Source organism: Enterococcus sp. AZ050, from assembly GCF_051715085.1.
Lineage (GTDB): Bacteria > Bacillota > Bacilli > Lactobacillales > Enterococcaceae > Enterococcus > Enterococcus faecalis.
Window position 1 is genome coordinate 1,750,001 of record NZ_JBIOTC010000001.1, and the last position, 16,839, is coordinate 1,766,839.

The 16,839-nt window shown below is 39.1% G+C and carries 13 protein-coding genes, 1 rRNA gene and 1 other annotated feature (1 of these 15 running past the window's edge); of the genes, 3 read left to right on the top strand and 11 right to left on the bottom strand.

Annotated features, from left to right (window positions below; all coding sequences use genetic code 11):
* Positions 1–813, bottom strand: a 16S ribosomal RNA gene (locus tag IGJ04_RS08495); it reaches 748 nt to the left of the window's first position.
* 668 nt (positions 814–1,481) lie between these two features.
* On the opposite strand from IGJ04_RS08495, the gene IGJ04_RS08500 reads away from it, so the two are divergent.
* The 3 genes from IGJ04_RS08500 to serS all read left to right on the top strand — a co-directional run bounded on the left by IGJ04_RS08500 (position 1,482) and on the right by serS (position 4,948).
* On the top strand, positions 1,482–2,171 hold the full coding sequence (locus tag IGJ04_RS08500) for a response regulator transcription factor (protein ID WP_002355963.1): 690 nt from the start codon (positions 1,482–1,484) through the stop codon (positions 2,169–2,171).
* Positions 2,161–3,342: a sensor histidine kinase gene (locus IGJ04_RS08505; RefSeq protein WP_002363566.1), complete on the top strand. Its 1,182-nt coding sequence runs from the start codon at positions 2,161–2,163 to the stop codon at positions 3,340–3,342. Before IGJ04_RS08500 ends, IGJ04_RS08505 begins: the two co-directional genes overlap by 11 nt.
* A 40-nt stretch (positions 3,343–3,382) precedes the next feature.
* Positions 3,383–3,589 (top strand) — a binding site (T-box leader).
* An 87-nt stretch (positions 3,590–3,676) separates the two neighbouring features.
* Positions 3,677–4,948, top strand: coding sequence for a serine--tRNA ligase (gene serS, locus IGJ04_RS08510; protein WP_002373670.1), 1,272 nt, complete (start codon positions 3,677–3,679; stop codon positions 4,946–4,948).
* A gap of 211 nt (positions 4,949–5,159) precedes the next feature.
* On the opposite strand, the gene guaB is transcribed toward serS, so the two are convergent.
* The 10 genes from guaB to IGJ04_RS08560 all read right to left on the bottom strand — a co-directional run bounded on the left by guaB (position 5,160) and on the right by IGJ04_RS08560 (position 16,718).
* Positions 5,160–6,641, bottom strand: a complete 1,482-nt coding sequence (gene guaB, locus IGJ04_RS08515) for an IMP dehydrogenase (protein WP_002355966.1) — start codon at positions 6,639–6,641, stop codon at positions 5,160–5,162.
* Between the two features lie 157 nt (positions 6,642–6,798).
* Positions 6,799–8,481, bottom strand: coding sequence for a 6-pyruvoyl-tetrahydropterin synthase-related protein (locus IGJ04_RS08520; protein WP_438840118.1), 1,683 nt, complete (start codon positions 8,479–8,481; stop codon positions 6,799–6,801).
* A 166-nt stretch (positions 8,482–8,647) separates the two neighbouring features.
* Positions 8,648–9,337, bottom strand: a complete 690-nt coding sequence (locus tag IGJ04_RS08525; RefSeq protein WP_002363563.1) for a DUF1129 domain-containing protein — start codon at positions 9,335–9,337, stop codon at positions 8,648–8,650.
* Positions 9,338–9,449: 112 nt separating this feature from the next.
* Positions 9,450–10,565 (bottom strand): redox-regulated ATPase YchF, encoded by a 1,116-nt coding sequence (gene ychF / locus IGJ04_RS08530; protein ID WP_002355971.1) that lies wholly within the window; start codon positions 10,563–10,565, stop codon positions 9,450–9,452.
* Between the two features lie 56 nt (positions 10,566–10,621).
* Positions 10,622–10,807, bottom strand: coding sequence for a DUF951 domain-containing protein (locus tag IGJ04_RS08535; RefSeq protein ID WP_438840119.1), 186 nt, complete (start codon positions 10,805–10,807; stop codon positions 10,622–10,624).
* Between the two features lie 117 nt (positions 10,808–10,924).
* Complete coding sequence (locus IGJ04_RS08540) at positions 10,925–11,815, bottom strand: ParB/RepB/Spo0J family partition protein (protein ID WP_002355975.1); 891 nt, start codon at positions 11,813–11,815, stop codon at positions 10,925–10,927.
* Entirely contained in the window at positions 11,808–12,569 is a 762-nt protein-coding gene (locus IGJ04_RS08545; RefSeq protein ID WP_002355976.1) for a ParA family protein, read from the bottom strand. Before IGJ04_RS08545 ends, IGJ04_RS08540 begins: the two co-directional genes overlap by 8 nt.
* 15 nt (positions 12,570–12,584) lie before the next feature.
* Complete coding sequence (rsmG, locus tag IGJ04_RS08550; protein WP_002355977.1) at positions 12,585–13,301, bottom strand: 16S rRNA (guanine(527)-N(7))-methyltransferase RsmG; 717 nt, start codon at positions 13,299–13,301, stop codon at positions 12,585–12,587.
* 247 nt (positions 13,302–13,548) lie between these two features.
* Positions 13,549–14,535: a DUF3114 domain-containing protein gene (locus IGJ04_RS08555; RefSeq protein ID WP_002404164.1), complete on the bottom strand. Its 987-nt coding sequence runs from the start codon at positions 14,533–14,535 to the stop codon at positions 13,549–13,551.
* Positions 14,536–14,945: 410 nt separating this feature from the next.
* Complete coding sequence (locus tag IGJ04_RS08560) at positions 14,946–16,718, bottom strand: oleate hydratase (protein WP_002361446.1); 1,773 nt, start codon at positions 16,716–16,718, stop codon at positions 14,946–14,948.
* Positions 16,719–16,839: the final 121 nt, after the last annotated feature.

Consider the following 16,839-nt stretch of genomic DNA (forward strand, 5'->3'; position numbering starts at 1 on the left):
GTATCTAATCCTGTTTGCTCCCCACGCTTTCGAGCCTCAGCGTCAGTTACAGACCAGAGAGCCGCCTTCGCCACTGGTGTTCCTCCATATATCTACGCATTTCACCGCTACACATGGAATTCCACTCTCCTCTTCTGCACTCAAGTCTCCCAGTTTCCAATGACCCTCCCCGGTTGAGCCGGGGGCTTTCACATCAGACTTAAGAAACCGCCTGCGCTCGCTTTACGCCCAATAAATCCGGACAACGCTTGCCACCTACGTATTACCGCGGCTGCTGGCACGTAGTTAGCCGTGGCTTTCTGGTTAGATACCGTCAGGGGACGTTCAGTTACTAACGTCCTTGTTCTTCTCTAACAACAGAGTTTTACGATCCGAAAACCTTCTTCACTCACGCGGCGTTGCTCGGTCAGACTTTCGTCCATTGCCGAAGATTCCCTACTGCTGCCTCCCGTAGGAGTCTGGGCCGTGTCTCAGTCCCAGTGTGGCCGATCACCCTCTCAGGTCGGCTATGCATCGTGGCCTTGGTGAGCCGTTACCTCACCAACTAGCTAATGCACCGCGGGTCCATCCATCAGCGACACCCGAAAGCGCCTTTCACTCTTATGCCATGCGGCATAAACTGTTATGCGGTATTAGCACCTGTTTCCAAGTGTTATCCCCCTCTGATGGGTAGGTTACCCACGTGTTACTCACCCGTCCGCCACTCCTCTTTCCAATTGAGTGCAAGCACTCGGGAGGAAAGAAGCGTTCGACTTGCATGTATTAGGCACGCCGCCAGCGTTCGTCCTGAGCCAGGATCAAACTCTCATAATAAAAGTTAGAACAATCTTGCGATTGTTAAGCTCAATTTGTTTGCTAGCATATTGCTTGCTTGTTAAAAATGTTTGTTGTCTTGAATTGAATCAAGACGCCCTACACATTTGGTTCGTCTATTCTTTGTTCAGTTTTCAAAGGTCTACGTTACCTCGCAGCAACTTTTATATCATAACAAACTTTCGTTTGAATGTCAAGAACTTTTTTTAAAAAAGTTTTTTTAAGTTGTTTTGCTCGGTTGTTGTTGTCTGTTGTGACAACTTCTATATCTTATCATCTCGCTTGTTATTTGTCAACAACTTTTTTGTTGTTTTTTCAAACTTTTTCCGAGAAATTTGAAATCAAGAATTGTTATTTAATTATTGATTTCTGAATCACTCAGCTGTGTGACTCGCCTTGCGACATGTAATAATATACCAAGATTTCAAGCATTGGTCAATCATTATTTTCACTTTTTTTAAACTTTTTTTCAATACCGATTATTATGATTGGTATAGGTATTTTCGTTCGCTTTTTACCCCCTTTCATCCTTTTTTGGCTATAGTTTATTAACTTTTAGCAAAATCTTCTAAATTTATCGTAATATATCAAGGATTTTGTCCTTTTTAGCAATTATTTGTTAAAATATGGAAAAGAGATTTTTTTATATATGGAGGAAATGAACGCTTATGAAAATTTTAGTTGCAGATGATGATAAAGAAATTGTAGAACTATTGAGTATTTATATTCATAATGAAGGATACGAAGTCGTGAAAGCTTATGATGGAAAAGAAGCATTATCCAAATTGCACACAACACCAGATATCGATTTATTAATCTTGGACATTATGATGCCAATCATGGATGGAATGGAAGTAGTGAAAGAACTTCGAAAAGAATCGCAAATTCCAATTATTATGTTAACAGCAAAAACAACCGATATGGATAAAATCAAAGGCTTAGTTGCTGGTGCAGACGATTATGTCACCAAGCCTTTTAATCCTTTAGAAGTAATGGCTCGGGTGAAGTCTATTTTACGTAGAAGCCAAATGCAATTAACCAAAGAAGAACCCGATGAATTAGAAGTCGGCCCATTAATGATTAATAAGGACTCTCACGAAGTCAAAACAATAGAAGGAAAAGAAATTCAATTAACCGCTCTTGAGTTTGGTATCCTCTATCTATTAGCTAGTCATCCAAATCGTGTGTTTAGTGCGGATGAAATTTTTGAGCGTGTGTGGCAACAAGAAAGTATTGTTTCTGCTAAAACCGTGATGGTTCACGTCAGTCATTTAAGAGATAAGATTGAAGAAGCAACTGGTGGAGAAAAAGTCATTCAAACAGTGTGGGGAGTTGGATATAAGATCGATGCTCGTTAAACCTAAAAAGATTGAAAAACAAAAACGAATTACCTTAACTTCTAAAGAAATCAGCGAGTTATTAGCAGAAGCAATTGTGACAATTGTTTTATTACTACTATTAAATGTCTCAATTATGTTCCTTTTAGGACAACTACTTAGTGAAAACTCGCCCTTAGCTGGTGTCATCTGGGCCACTAAGGATGCGGTCGCTAAAGAATTAAATACTGATTTGTTTTGGAGCTGGAATAAATTTGTCTTACCCATTTTCTTTTTAGTAGATGCAGCCGTTCTCTATTGGCGCTTAATTCGTCGCTACCACCAAATGCAATTGCGTCATATTATCAGTGAGTTACATTACATCGCTGATGGTAATTACAATCACCGCATTCCGTTTGAATTAAGTGGTGATTTAGCAAAAGTCGTGACGAGTATTAACGGTCTGGTGGATAGTACTGTCGCAGCCATTGAAGATGAACGGCGAATTGAAAAATCAAAAGATGAATTAATTACGAATGTCAGTCATGATATTCGTACACCGTTAACTTCTATTATTGGTTATCTGGGATTGATTGAAGATCGTCAATTTCATAGCCAAGAAGATTTACTGAAATATACGCATACCGCTTACGTCAAAGCGAAACAAATGAAATTATTAGTTGATGATCTTTTTGAATATACAAAAGTCCGTCAACCAAGTGTACCGATTCATACGACGACTTTTGATATGGCACAATTAATTGAACAGCTTGCTGCCGATTTTGAATTGGAAGCGAAAAAGATTAATATGCAAATCCAAGTAAAAGCCAATCCAGCTTCTTTAATGATGGAAGGCGATACGGAAAAACTAGTCCGAGTCTTTAACAACCTTCTTTCAAACGCTTTGAAATATGGCAAAGGCGGCCATCATATTGTGATGGAAGTAGACAAAGTCGGTACCGAAGCAATTATCGCTGTTCGCAATGATGGACCAGCTATTCCTAAACATTCTTTAGATCAGTTGTTTGACCGCTTCTATCGTGTCGAAGAATCCCGATCACAAGAAACGGGTGGTACTGGTTTAGGTCTGGCTATTGCACAAAGTATTGTCGCTTTACATGGTGGATATATTTATGCGAAGTCTGATCAAAAATGGACCTCCTTTATTATTCATCTACCCTTACAGCGTACCAACAAGAAATCAGAGAGTTAATTGACATCCCTGAACTTTTTCGGTATTCTATAGAAAAGAGAAAACTAAGAGAAAAAGTATTTATGGCACTGAATTCCAGAGAGTTTGCGGGGGTGCGAGCAAACATTCATCTATAAAGAAGTCCGTCTCTTCCAGGTGTCCAGCGAAATAAGTTGGAACGGTCTGCAGCCGTTATCTGCAAATCAAGGGCAGTAACATTACTGAACTTGGGTGGTACCGCGAGATTTCCAGTCATTTCGTCCCAAGAATATTTATTTTTGGGGTGAGATGGCTTTTTTGTTGTTTTCTACAACAGTTATTATTGATTATGTACTAATTTTAAGGAGGAAAAAATATGTTAGATGTAAAAATGATGCGTCAAAATTTTGACGAAGTAAAAGCAAAGCTACAAACCCGTGGCGTGAAAGAAGAAATCTTAGTGGAATTTCTGCGTTTAGATGAAAGTCGCCGTGATTTATTAGTCAAAGTCGAAGAAATGAAAAAATACCGGAATGATGTGTCTGCTGAAATTGCTCAATTAAAACGGAACAAAGAAGATGCAACGGCCAAAATCGCGGAAATGAAAGAAGTCGGCGGCAATATTAAAGCATTAGATGCAGAAATTAACGCTATTGACGAAGAGCTACGTGGGATCACAACTACTTTACCGAACTTGCCAGATGCTTCTGTGCCTGTTGGTGCTGGTGAAGAAGAAAATGTAGAAGTACGTCGTTGGAGTGAACCAAGAACTTTTGCTTTTGAACCAAAACCACACTGGGAAGTCGCTGAAAACTTAGGCATTCTAGATTTTGAACGTGGTGCCAAAGTAGCTGGTAGCCGTTTTGTTTATTACAAAGGCTTAGGTGCTCGCTTAGAACGTGCGTTATACAACTTCATGTTAGATTTACATGTTTATGAACATGGCTATACAGAAATGATTACGCCTTATATCGTTAATGACACCGCCATGTTCGGAACTGGCCAATTTCCTAAGTTTAAAGAAGATGTCTTCCAATTACAAGATACGGATTTAACGTTAATTCCAACTGCGGAAGTCCCTTTAACCAATTACTACAACAATGAAATTTTAGATGGCAAGGATTTACCGATTTACTTTACGGCCTTGAGCCCTTCTTTCCGTTCTGAAGCTGGTAGCGCTGGTCGTGACACACGTGGGTTAATTCGTTTACACCAATTTAATAAAGTCGAAATGGTTAAATTTAGTGATGCAGAGCATTCTTATGAGGAATTAGAAAAAATGACGAATAATGCCGAAGAAATTCTACAAAAACTAGGATTACCTTACCGTGTCATGGCTCTTTCAACAGGTGACATGGGCTTCTCAGCTGCGAAAACTTATGACTTGGAAGTTTGGATTCCTGCTCAAGAGACATACCGTGAAATCAGTTCATGCTCAAACTGTGAAGATTTCCAAGCGCGCCGTGCGATGATTCGTTACCGTGATGAAAACGATAAAGTCCAATATGCGCATACACTCAATGGTTCTGGTTTAGCCGTGGGACGGACAGTCGCTGCTATTTTAGAAAACTACCAAAACGAAGATGGCTCTGTAACTGTACCAGAAGTCCTAGTTCCTTACATGGGTAACCTAACAGTTATTAAATAAAGGGAAGATGAAGGTCGTTGTCTGATATCAGATAACGGCTTTTATTCTATAGGAAAAGTAGCCTGTAACAAAAATCACTTTGGATTTTTATTACAGGCTTAAATATTGATAAACGGTGGAAACAGAAGCAACTCCTTCATTCTACAGAAAAAGAGGCAGACGTCGAAATGATGTCTGCCTCTTTTAAATTTCAAAAAAATCAGCTTTTATTTTATTGAACAGAATAGTTTGGTGCTTCTTTTGTGATTTGAACGTCATGTGGATGTGATTCTTTCAATCCGTTACCACTCATTTGAACAAATTGTGCTTCTTCACGCAACGCTTTCAGGTCTGCTGCACCGACGTAACCCATCCCTGATTTCAAGCCACCGATTAATTGGAAGACAATATCAGAAACGCTTCCTTTGTAAGCGACACGTCCTTCGATTCCTTCTGGCACTAATTTGTTTGCTTCATTGACACTTCCTTGGAAGTAACGATCACTTGATCCTTTTTCCATTGCGCCCAATGAGCCCATGCCACGGTAAGTTTTGAAACGACGGCCTTGATAAATTTCAAATTCGCCTGGAGATTCATCTGTACCTGCTAACATACTTCCTAGCATTACAGCATGTCCACCAGCAGCTAAGGCTTTCACGATATCACCAGAATATTTAATACCGCCATCAGCGATAATTGCTTTACCATATTCTCTAGCTACAGAAGCAGCATCATAAATCGCTGTTAATTGAGGAACACCAACACCGGCAACGACACGTGTTGTACAAATTGAACCAGGTCCAATACCAACTTTAACAACGTCAACGCCGACATCATACAATGCTTTGGTTGCTTCAGCAGTGGCAACATTACCAGCAATTAATGTTGCTTCAGGGAACGTTTCACGAATTTCTTTAATTTTGCGAATAACGCCGGCACTATGGCCATGTGCAGTATCGATAACAATCGCATCGGCACCTGCTTCTAATAATGCTTCCGCACGTTCGAACGTATCACTAGTAACACCGACTGCTGCCGCCACAAGTAAACGACCGTGTTCGTCTTTGGCAGCATTTGGGAATTCAATCACTTTTTCAATGTCTTTAATTGTAATTAAGCCACTTAAGCGACCTGCTTCATCAACGATTGGTAATTTTTCGATTTTATGTTTTTGTAAGATTTTTTCTGCATCTTTTAAAGATGTGCCTACTGGCGCAGTGACTAAATGATCTTTTGTCATGACTTCTTCAATTTTGATTTGGTAGTCGGTTACAAAACGCATATCACGGTTTGTAATAATTCCGACTAATTTACGGTTTTCCATTGTTTCTACAATTGGCACACCGCTAATACGGTAACGACTCATTAATTCTTCTGCATCCGCTACTAAGTTTGTTGGTGTTAGAAAGAATGGATCAATGATAACGCCGCTTTCAGAACGTTTGACTTTACGTACTTCGTCTGCTTGTTGGGCGACAGTCATATTTTTATGTACGACACCTAGTCCACCTTGACGAGCCATCGCAATTGCCATATTACTATCTGTAACAGTATCCATACTGGCACTCATCAATGGAATATTTAACTTGATATTTTTAGCTAATTGTACACTCATGTCTACATCATTTGGTAAGACATGGCTTTCTGCAGGGATTAATAGCACATCATCAAATGTAAGACCTTTTTTCGCAAATTTTGTTTCCCAATTTGACATTTTTTTGTCCACTCCTCAACTTAATTTTATATATGAAAATAACAGATAATACTAAGGAAGTCAACTAGATTTGTTTAAATAATCAATGAGGAATAAAGGACAAAACGCCAAAATCGGTTTGTCCTTTATTCAACTCTTCCTAATTAAAGTCCTATTTTCATCGTTGTTCTTTTATCTTGTGTTTCTTTTTTTGTTGTAAAAATCGGCTAAATCCAAAACCGCCAACAGAAAGCAAGGTAATCATTGTCCCTATTTTTTGCACTTTTGTTCTTTGGTAACGGATGTCGACATGTCCTGTACCAGATAAAGAAAGAGCGGCTAAGCCTCCTTGATTGGTTAGGCTCATTTTTTTAGCGCCCGTTTGGTTTTTCATTTGAATCGTGGCTTGATAGCCTAAGTAATAAATAAAAGGAACGGTCACCTTCGCTGATTGATTCACCACTTGGTAGTCAAATGAAATTTTCCCATAAGGCATTCTAACGTTTGTAATGGTTACTTGTTCTTCCGAATAATCAAGTTGTCGTTTTTTCTGTTTCAATAATTCCTGATAATTGATTTCATCTGGCAAATATTCATGGCCCGCACCGATATAAAAAGGCGCTGGCTGCTCATACTCAGCTTTTGTTAACAGGCGGCCTTGTTGTGACTGAATACTTTGATATTGATAAATGCCTAAATTGCTGATGGCAAGGAAAACCAACAAAGCCACGGTCCAAGATTTACGGAAAACGCCCCATTCGTCTTGTGCAATGAAAAAAGCGAGCATTACAGAAAGAATCCCTAAAAAACGCCAAGGAAACTGAATCGTATTTAAAGGCGTGTGGTTCAGCCAGTGCCAAGGAAAAAGCGTAGTAACCATCAATAAGAGTACTAGCGTCAAACCAATAAACCGTTTGTTCTGAATTTTTTTGCTGGCAAGCGAAACCACTGCTACAACAAGCCCTACAAACAAAAGGGTTCCTAGATTCGCTGTTTTCGCGTGAAAAACACTGCTCTTTAAACTATTAAAGAAAAGAGAATCAATGGGATAACTTCTTTCGGAAATATAAGTGAGTGGATTGGATGTAACTTTAAACACTTGATTTTTCATTTGTTCAGCAACTGGTAAAAGATAAAAGACCAGCCAAAGCAGCGTCAAACCTGCAGCCTTCGCTAATGCCAACAGGACCTCCTTTTTAAAAAAATGCTGCCAATAAAACAGAATGTATAACCCAATCCAAATAGAAACCATTTCAATAGAAATAAAGTGAGCCAACCCAATGCCAGTCATCGCCAGCGTTAACAACGGCCAATATTTCGTAGTTCCCTTTCGTAATAAAAACAGGCTCGCTAAGACCAACGGAAAAAAACTTAGCGCCAAAAATTCTCCTAACGCTTGGCGATTAAACAAGTCTTGCATGCGGTAAATAGATAAGCCATACAAAATGGCAAAGAGATAGCTTCTTTTTTTAGAGAGCGCCATTAATCGGCCTGCATAATAAGTAAGGCTAAATGTTGCCAAGTTTACCGCAAACACAAAAATCGCCATACTAGCGACAAAGGAAAGCCCCAGAACACGCAAAAGCGCAGGTAAATAAAGATACGCATCTGGATAAAACAAACTAGAGGCATAGCCATAGCCTCCCAAGAAAAAATAATTGATTTTAGGAAACCAGTCGTTGTTTTTAATTGCTAATGCGAGACCTTCCACCCGATTTTGATGAAAGCGAAAATCACTTGCTCGTAAAAAATTCTCTTGAAAATAGACAAAATAGAGAGAAAGTCCACTTAATAAGAGAAAACTAATAAAAATGAGTAGCCGCTCGTGTTGACGGCACCAAGACTTCACTTGTTGTCCCATAAGAGGCTCCTTTCTTTAGCAAACTTCTGAAAACAGAAGCCTGGGACACTAGTTTTTTCGACTAATCCCCCAGGCTTTAACTGTTAAAACGCTCTATTGAGAGAGCGACTTTGCTTGTTGCAGTTTCTGCGTCAGCCGAGCGTATTCACAATTGAGCACGCGCCGTTTATTGACGTGTCATGAAACTACCTTGAATATTGTATTTTTTCTTGAAGAAATAGCGTGCTACAAAGGCTAACGCACCGATTACTAAAGCAATCATCGGATCTAAAATGGGATTGATCACTGGTGGCAGCATTGCTGAACCAGCGAAAACTGCAATCCACAAGAACATTCCGCCAAATAGAATGGCAGTCGTTTTTAACCAACCAGGACGTTTGCTTTTGTCGCCACCTTGACGATCAAAACGGTAAACATATTTGTGCATTAGATAGAAAACATAACCCCCAGCCATCGCACCTAAGATATATGTGGTTAATCCGAGAGGCTGTGCGGTTCCTTTTGAAAATAGAGACATCGCCGCTAACATGATTGTTAATAAACCAAGTAATAGTAAGGTATTGTCGAGCCAAATCATCCAGCCCGCTGGTTCTTTGACTTCTGCTGGTTTATTTAAAATCGCTTCCGTCCGTTCTGAAACAGTGCCAAATAACTGACGGGCTGTTTTGCCTGTTTTTTGACCGGCTACTAATTCTGGTAAAATACCGTGTAGAGCCAATGCTAGCTCTTCTTCAGATAAATTAGCCGCTTTTAATGATTTTTTTAAGTCAAAAATGTATTGTTCATTTCTTTTAGTCAAATTCTGTTCTAATTGACGATTCTCAGCCACGATTGCTCGTAATGCTTCTGCTTCCATAGTTGTATCCTCCTCACCCTCATGTAGAGGGAACCTCTTTCTAAACGGCTGAATGGCCTTAAATATGTGGGCTTACCCCAAAACAAATTGCTTGTTGGGCATGGGTCTTTTCTTAAACGTTAAAACGGAACAACATAACATCGCCATCTTGAACGACGTAGTCTTTTCCTTCTAAACGAACACGGCCCGCTTCTTTGGCAGCTTGCATATTGCCATATTTATCTAGGTCTTCATAAGAAACTGTTTCCGCACGAATGAAGCCTCGTTCAAAGTCACTGTGGATAATCCCAGCTGCTTGAGGTGCCTTGATTCCCTTACGGAACGTCCACGCACGAACTTCTTGTTCACCAGCTGTAAAGTAGGTAGCTAAGCCTAACAAATCGTACGCCGCACGAATCAATTGATCTAAGCCAGATTGTTCAATGCCCATTGCTTCTAAAAATTCAGCCTTGTCTTCTTCAGAATCTAATTCAGCAATTTCTTCTTCTGCTCGCGCACTAACCACGATTACTTCCGCATTTTCACTAGTTGCAAAATTACGAACTTGTTGTACATACTCATTGTTGTCTGGATCCGCCACTTCATCTTCTGAAACATTCGCTACATAAAGGACCGGCTTTGTGGTTAATAAGAAAAGAGATTTAACAATTTTCTCTTCTTCTGGCGTAAATTCAATCGTACGAGCAGATAAACCTTCTTCTAAAACTGGTTTAATTTTGTCTAAAACAGCTAATTCTTCCACCGCTTCTTTATCTTTTGCTTTCGCCATTTTAGCCACGCGAGTATAGCGCTTATTGATTGAATCTAAATCTGCTAAAATTAGCTCTAAATTAATTGTATCAATGTCTGCTAAAGGATCAACGAAATCCGCATCTCGATTTTGTTCACGCATGATATTTTCGTCATCAAAACAACGAACCACGTGACAGATTGCATCTACTTGACGAATGTGACTTAAAAACTGATTTCCCAGCCCTTCTCCTTTGCTGGCACCTTTAACAATTCCGGCGATGTCTGTAAATTCAAACGTTGTGGGAACTGTTTTTTTCGGTTTTACTAGTTCTGTCAAGCGTTGTAAACGGGCATCTGGTACTTCAACCATGCCGACGTTCGGATCAATCGTTGCAAAGGGATAATTTGCAGCTTCTGCTCCTGCTTTTGTAATTGCGTTAAATAGGGTCGATTTACCAACGTTTGGTAAGCCGACAATTCCAGCTGTTAGTGCCATTTGTTTTCCACTCTTTCTCTCAGTCTATTCTCTTTTCTATTAGAGGCATCAAAGCATTAGTCTGCTTTTTTCTCGATTACTTTTTTTAATTTTTTAGTAAAATCACGACGCGGCATCATGACAATATGCCCGCAATTCGTGCACTTGATTTTGATATCAGCGCCCATGCGAATGATTTGCCAACGATTTGCTTGGCAAGCATGCGGCTTTTTCATTTCGACAATCTCGCCTAAATCATACATGTTCCAAGCCTTCTTTCTTCTCTTACTTATATAAAAATACCATGATTACAATACCATTTTTTAACGAAACTAGCAAAAGGATTTGTGACTTTCTGTCTTACTTTCTCACTTTGCTTTTTATTCCTCGTCAAAATGAATATCTAAAATATCTAAAATTCTAGCCAAATCCGAAGAGGACAAGTACTCAATTTCAATTTTTCCTTTGCCTTCTTTTTCTTGAATCGCTACGGTTGTCCCAAATTTATCCATTAAGCGGTCTTCACTTTCACGAATATAAATGGGTTTTTCCTTGATGGCTTTTTTCGCTTTTTTGCCCTTTTTGCCTTGTGTTTCGTTTAATTCAGCGACAAGTTGTTCTAATTGTCGAACCGTTAAATTGTCTTTAATACAACGATTAGCTAATGGCAATAGCTGTTCTTTGTTCTTCAAACCTAATAACGTCCGTGCTTGACCCATTGACATGCTTTGTTTTTGAACCATTGCTTTGACCGCATCTGGTAAGGTTAGCAACCGTAAATAATTGGCAATATACGGGCGACTTTTGCCCAAACGTTCTGCGACTTCCGCTTGTGTTAATTTCAAATTTTTCATTAGCATTTCATAGGCTTCTGCTTCTTCTAGCGGATTTAAATCTTCCCTTTGTAAGTTTTCCAAAACAGCAACTTGCATCATGGATTCTTCATCAAATTCGCGAATAATTGCGGGAATTTTTTCTTTGCCGGCTAATTTAGAAGCCCGGAACCGACGCTCACCTGCAATAATTTCATAGCCTTTAACTGCCGATTTACGAACAATAATCGGTTGAAACACACCGGAATGTAGAATCGAGTTTGCAAGTTCTTGTAAAGAGGTTTCATCAAATGTTTTCCGCGGTTGGTAAGGATTGGGACGAAGTTCGTTTAATAGAATTTCTGTCACTTGTTCGTTCTTAACGTCGACATCTTCTAGCTTTGCGATATCTTGAAACAAGGCATCGATGCCTCTGCCTAAACCTTTGCCTTTATTCATTCTCCAACACTTCCTTTGCTAGTGCTTGATACACTTCGGCACCTTTTGAGCGAATATCATAGTCAATGATTGGTAAACCATGACTTGGTGCTTCGGATAAACGGACATTTCTTGGAATAATCGTATCATAGACTTTTTCACGGAAATATTTACGGACTTCTTCCACGACTTCGGCACCTAAATTGGTCCGAGCATCGTACATGGTTAACAAGACCCCTTCAATTTTCAATTCAGGGTTAAAATGTTTTTGAACCAAGCGAATCGTATTTAGCAATTGACTCAAGCCTTCTAATGCGTAATATTCACATTGAACAGGAATTAGAATCGAATCACTTGCTGTAAAAGCATTGATTGTTAAATGCCCTAGAGAAGGCGGGCAATCAATTAAAACGAAATCATACATGTCTCTTACTTCATCAATTGCTAATTTCAAGCGCGATTCTCGAGCCATCATTGAAGTTAATTCAATTTCAGCGCCTGCTAATTGAATAGTTGCAGGGACAATATCTAAATTTTCACGGCTGGTATGTTGAACCACGCTAGTGATTGGTTCTTCATTTACAAGGACATCATACACATCGTGTGCGACATCTGGTTTAGGGACACCCATGCCACTGGTAGCATTTCCTTGTGCATCAATGTCGATCAGTAAGACTTTTTTGCCTAAGTTTGCTAAACATGCGCCTAAATTTACAGTGGTCGTTGTTTTACCAACGCCGCCTTTTTGGTTCGCTACAGAAATAATTCGTGTCATGTGTGTGCCTCCATCTTATTTAATCGGTTGTTTATTTGGTAATCCAGGTTTTCTGGGATATTTTTTAGGGGTTTCTTTTTTCTTTTGAATCACGACAATGTGGCGTTCGTCTGCCGTAATCGGCAAAGTAAAACCAACTTCTTTCTGAAATTGACCGCCTAATGTAGCGATTGCAGGTTTTGCTTCATTAATTTCTTCTTCACTTTTCGATGCTTTTAAGGCTAAAAAATAGCCTTCTTTTTTAACTAAGGGTAAACACAGTTCACTTAAAACATTTAATCGTGCAACTGCTCGCGCTGTAACGTAATCAAACGCGCCACGAAATTCTGCTTTTTGACCAAATGTTTCTGCACGATCATGATACAAAGAAACATTAGCCAAACCTAGTTGATTCACCAACTCTGTTAGGAAAGTAATTCGTTTATTTAAAGAGTCAACAATTGTGACATTTAATGAAGGAAAAACAATTTTCAAAGGAATACTTGGAAATCCTGCGCCTGCGCCAACATCACAAATGGCTTTGTCACTGGCAAAATCTTCAAAGAATGCCAACGAAACAGAATCATAGAAATGTTTCAAATAAACTTCTTTTTCTTCTGTAATGGCTGTTAAATTCATTTTTTCATTCCATTCTACTAATAAATGGAAATATTGGTCAAATTGTGTCATCTGTTGGTCTGTCAATTCAATGCCTTTTGCGGCTAATAGTTGTCTAAATTCTTCGGGTAGCATAAAGACTCCTTCCTTTTTTGTGAAACAGAAAAATGTTTCACAATCATCTTTTCCTACTTTAACGCAAATAGCAATTTCTTGCAATGCTTTTCGGAAGATTTTTGCCTGAATGATAAAAGAAAAATCCGCCTTTTTATGTGGTAAAAAGTCTCTAGCCACGGGCCAAAATGTTCAATTGGCGGCAACGAAAACCGCCTTTCTCTAAGAGTAAAACAAGCCAATGTTTCATGTGAAACATTGGCTTGTTTTACTTACTATAATCATCGCACTTTATTTGTCGTTCTCTGCGGTAGTCGTATTCTTGGATACGGGGACTTAACCAACCTTTTTTGGCTGTTTTTCGTAATTGATGATCAAATCTCCCTGGTGGTGAACTATCTAGTAATTCATGGGTACGATTATTCCGATTTGCATAATTAAACGATTCACCATTCAAGACTTTTTCCTGGTATTCATTGTTTTTGGCCGCTTGATAATAAGCTGGATTACTAATTAATCTGCCTCGCCAGTCTTCAACTAACACATCCCACTGGGTCACAAAGGTCCCTTCTTCATTCAAAATAAACTCACTGTGAAAATTAGGCGTCAATCGTTTCTTATTAATTAAAGAATAAGATGCCCCCTCAGGGTATTTGTTGTGCAAACGAGCAGAGCTTTTTTTCAGCTTCCGCCCACCCATCCCTTGCGGCTTGGCCGCAAAAACATAACGTTTTAATGCCTGTTCATCGGTGTCCCCTTCTTGTTTAAAAAAATCGCGGATATACGTGATATTTTGACGATCAATATACATTCTTAATTGATGTATCTTTTTCGCTTTCTCTTGGTTAAAGCTCCCAAGAAGACCTAACGGATAGGCTTTTTGAACTGTTTTTGCCAACAAATGCCAAAACGTCGCATGCGGTGCAATCGTCTTCGAGAAACGATAAGGCCCTACTAATTGCAACATGCCATGCTGATCCAACACTGCACCTAATTGCCATAACAGTAACGAGAGCTTTTCTTGCGGACGATAAGCCGAAAAGCGAAATAATCGCTCATACGCTGAAGAGCCCACTTCTTCCACTTCAGAAAACAGTTCCGCGACTGCTGTTTTCGCTTGCTCAAGTGGCAAGAAACGCGTGTCTTTTATGGCGCTTTCCACTAATCCATAAACAGCTTGGCGGTCCCAGCCAGCGTCAATCGCCGCCTCTACACCAGCACTCATTGCTTGTTGTAATTCTTGCCAACGTCCCATCTTCTCGCCGCCTTTTTCTATATACTTCTTCTATAATGATAATCCTTTCCCCGCAAAATGCCAACTGCTTTAACGCAAAAAAACAACCCGCCCTTTGGGGAAGGGCGGGCGGAGGAGTTAAAAAATGAAAAAGTGTTTTGTTAGGGTTTTGTTTATCGGGTATGTTTAAATAATAGCCGTTAAATGTGAAGAAACTATGGTAAAAATGCGCCTTCTTTTCAACAAAATTTTGAAAAAGTCTCTTCAGAAATTAAGATTTTTTTGCGAAGTTGCCCACTGGCTACCCTCATTCAACATATTATATATTTAATATCCACAAAATCATAAAATAAATATACACAATAATGAATATTTATTCAACGGTTAATAAAACAACCAAAAAAGCGAGTGATTTACACTCGCTTTTTCATCTAAATTAAATGATTTTCTCTTAAAATATCACCAATATACGTATCCTCAAATTTCTTCACAAAGTGTTCAACCATTTTGCGTTCCACGAACGGCATATCCATTTCTGTTAATTTTTTCTTGTCAGATAAATAATAAACAGAGTTTGCTAAGACGCGCAAGTCGTATGCAGAAGCAAACACTTCTGGTACTCCGCGTTCAACCTCTAGCAATTGATAAACAGCTTCCATCGCTGTCCGTACAGAATACTCTGTTGTAAACACCGTATCTCGTTCAGTATCTGCGAAGTTCCCAATGAAAGCAAGATTTTTAGAGCCGTTTGGTACAACTAATGGTCGATCGCCTGGTTCTCTTAACATAAAGTAAGAAGTGATAAACGGCATATAAACCGGAATAGTGGTAGCCGATTCTTCTGAAATACGTTCAATTTCCCCTTCTGGGACCCCTAAATGATAAAGTAACTCTTGCGTAATTTCTTGGCCGGTACATTGTTCGATTGGTTTTTTGATATAATTTCCTGGTTTATTAGAAAGTAATCCATATACCCAAGTTATAGATTGTTGATCATTTTGTTCTTTGAAATGCGGTTGTCTATGCATAGCGAAACTCATCATCCAATTAGAGTCTTTGATAGTAATAATACCACCTGTGACAATTTTTCCTGTGCGTAATTTACGATGTGTTAACCGAGAAAGATACGGTTCAATATCGAAATTTTCCCACGTAATCGTTGCTGAGACAAACCAACTTTCATCTGGTAAATTTTCACAGAAAACTTCTGGGTGCCCAAATTCTGGGGATTGTTTTGCTAAGTTTTTCCAGAGATTCCAACTTCCCCCTAGTTCATGAGTAATTGGTGCTGGTGTATGATGATCTCCTTGCGTCGAACTTTCAGTAATTGAGCCATTCGTTACGAAGACTAAATCATTTTCAGTTAAAGGAATTTCTTTGGTTTTGCCCGCTTGTGTCAGCAATAATCGCCGAGCAACTTTAGTAGCTCCTTTGATGTCGACTTGGATATCATTGATCGTTGTTTCATATTGAAAGTCTACCCCTTGATTGGTTAAAAAGCTTAGTAATGGTTTCACTAACGATTCGTATTGATTGTATTTGGTAAACTTCAAGGCTGTAAAGTCAGGCAACCCTTTGATGTGGTGGATAAAGCGCATGATGTAACGGCGCATTTCAATGGCAGAGTGCCATTTTTCAAAAGCAAACATTGAACACCAATAGATCCAAAAGTTGGATTCAAAAAATTCTTCGCCGAAAACATCTTCAATTTTTTTGCCAATTAATTGATCTTCAGAAGTCATAAATAAATCAACGATTTCTTTTTGTGCTTTTTTGGATAAAGTAAATTGTCCATCATCGGGGACACGTTCGCCACGGTTATGAATAATGCGGCAATTTGAAGAATTCGGATCATCTAAATCTAACCGGTAAAACTCATCTAGGACAGAGGCATCTTCTACTTCTAATGATGGTACCGAACGAAATAGATCCCACAAACACTCGAAATGGTTTTCCATTTCGCGTCCGCCGCGAGTGACAAAGCCATCATGGGGAATAAATTTACCATCTAAAGAACCGCCAGACAGCGTGAGTTCTTCAAAAATGTGAATATTTTCGCCCTTCATTTGACCGTCACGAATTAAGAAAACAGCCGTTGCTAAACCTGCTAGGCCACCACCAACGATATAGGCACTCTTGTCATCTACACCTTTTGGTTTTCTTGGTCGAGCAAATGCTTCATAATTTCCATTTGTGTATCTCATTCTCGTTTCCTCCTATCATTTGATACCCTCATCATACTGCTACCAAAAAAAATACCCAAAAGATAACCCTTTTTTTTAAGAAATTCTTTGACAAATAAAGAAAATTGTCTAATTTTTAAGC

Excerpts from the sequence above, each read along its gene's own strand:
- guaB (WP_002355966.1), bottom strand. The coding sequence starts at position 6,641 with ATGTCAAATTGGGAAACAAAATTTGCGAAAAAAGGTCTTACATTTGAT.
- IGJ04_RS08545 (WP_002355976.1), bottom strand. The coding sequence starts at position 12,569 with ATGACACGAATTATTTCTGTAGCGAACCAAAAAGGCGGCGTTGGTAAA.
- IGJ04_RS08500 (WP_002355963.1), top strand. The coding sequence starts at position 1,482 with ATGAAAATTTTAGTTGCAGATGATGATAAAGAAATTGTAGAACTATTG.
- serS (WP_002373670.1), top strand. The coding sequence starts at position 3,677 with ATGTTAGATGTAAAAATGATGCGTCAAAATTTTGACGAAGTAAAAGCA.
- IGJ04_RS08560 (WP_002361446.1), bottom strand. The coding sequence starts at position 16,718 with ATGAGATACACAAATGGAAATTATGAAGCATTTGCTCGACCAAGAAAA.
- IGJ04_RS08525 (WP_002363563.1), bottom strand. The coding sequence starts at position 9,337 with ATGGAAGCAGAAGCATTACGAGCAATCGTGGCTGAGAATCGTCAATTA.
- IGJ04_RS08535 (WP_438840119.1), bottom strand. The coding sequence starts at position 10,807 with ATGTATGATTTAGGCGAGATTGTCGAAATGAAAAAGCCGCATGCTTGC.
- IGJ04_RS08520 (WP_438840118.1), bottom strand. The coding sequence starts at position 8,481 with ATGGGACAACAAGTGAAGTCTTGGTGCCGTCAACACGAGCGGCTACTC.
- IGJ04_RS08505 (WP_002363566.1), top strand. The coding sequence starts at position 2,161 with ATGCTCGTTAAACCTAAAAAGATTGAAAAACAAAAACGAATTACCTTA.
- ychF (WP_002355971.1), bottom strand. The coding sequence starts at position 10,565 with ATGGCACTAACAGCTGGAATTGTCGGCTTACCAAACGTTGGTAAATCG.
- rsmG (WP_002355977.1), bottom strand. The coding sequence starts at position 13,301 with ATGCTACCCGAAGAATTTAGACAACTATTAGCCGCAAAAGGCATTGAA.
- IGJ04_RS08555 (WP_002404164.1), bottom strand. The coding sequence starts at position 14,535 with ATGGGACGTTGGCAAGAATTACAACAAGCAATGAGTGCTGGTGTAGAG.
- IGJ04_RS08540 (WP_002355975.1), bottom strand. The coding sequence starts at position 11,815 with ATGAATAAAGGCAAAGGTTTAGGCAGAGGCATCGATGCCTTGTTTCAA.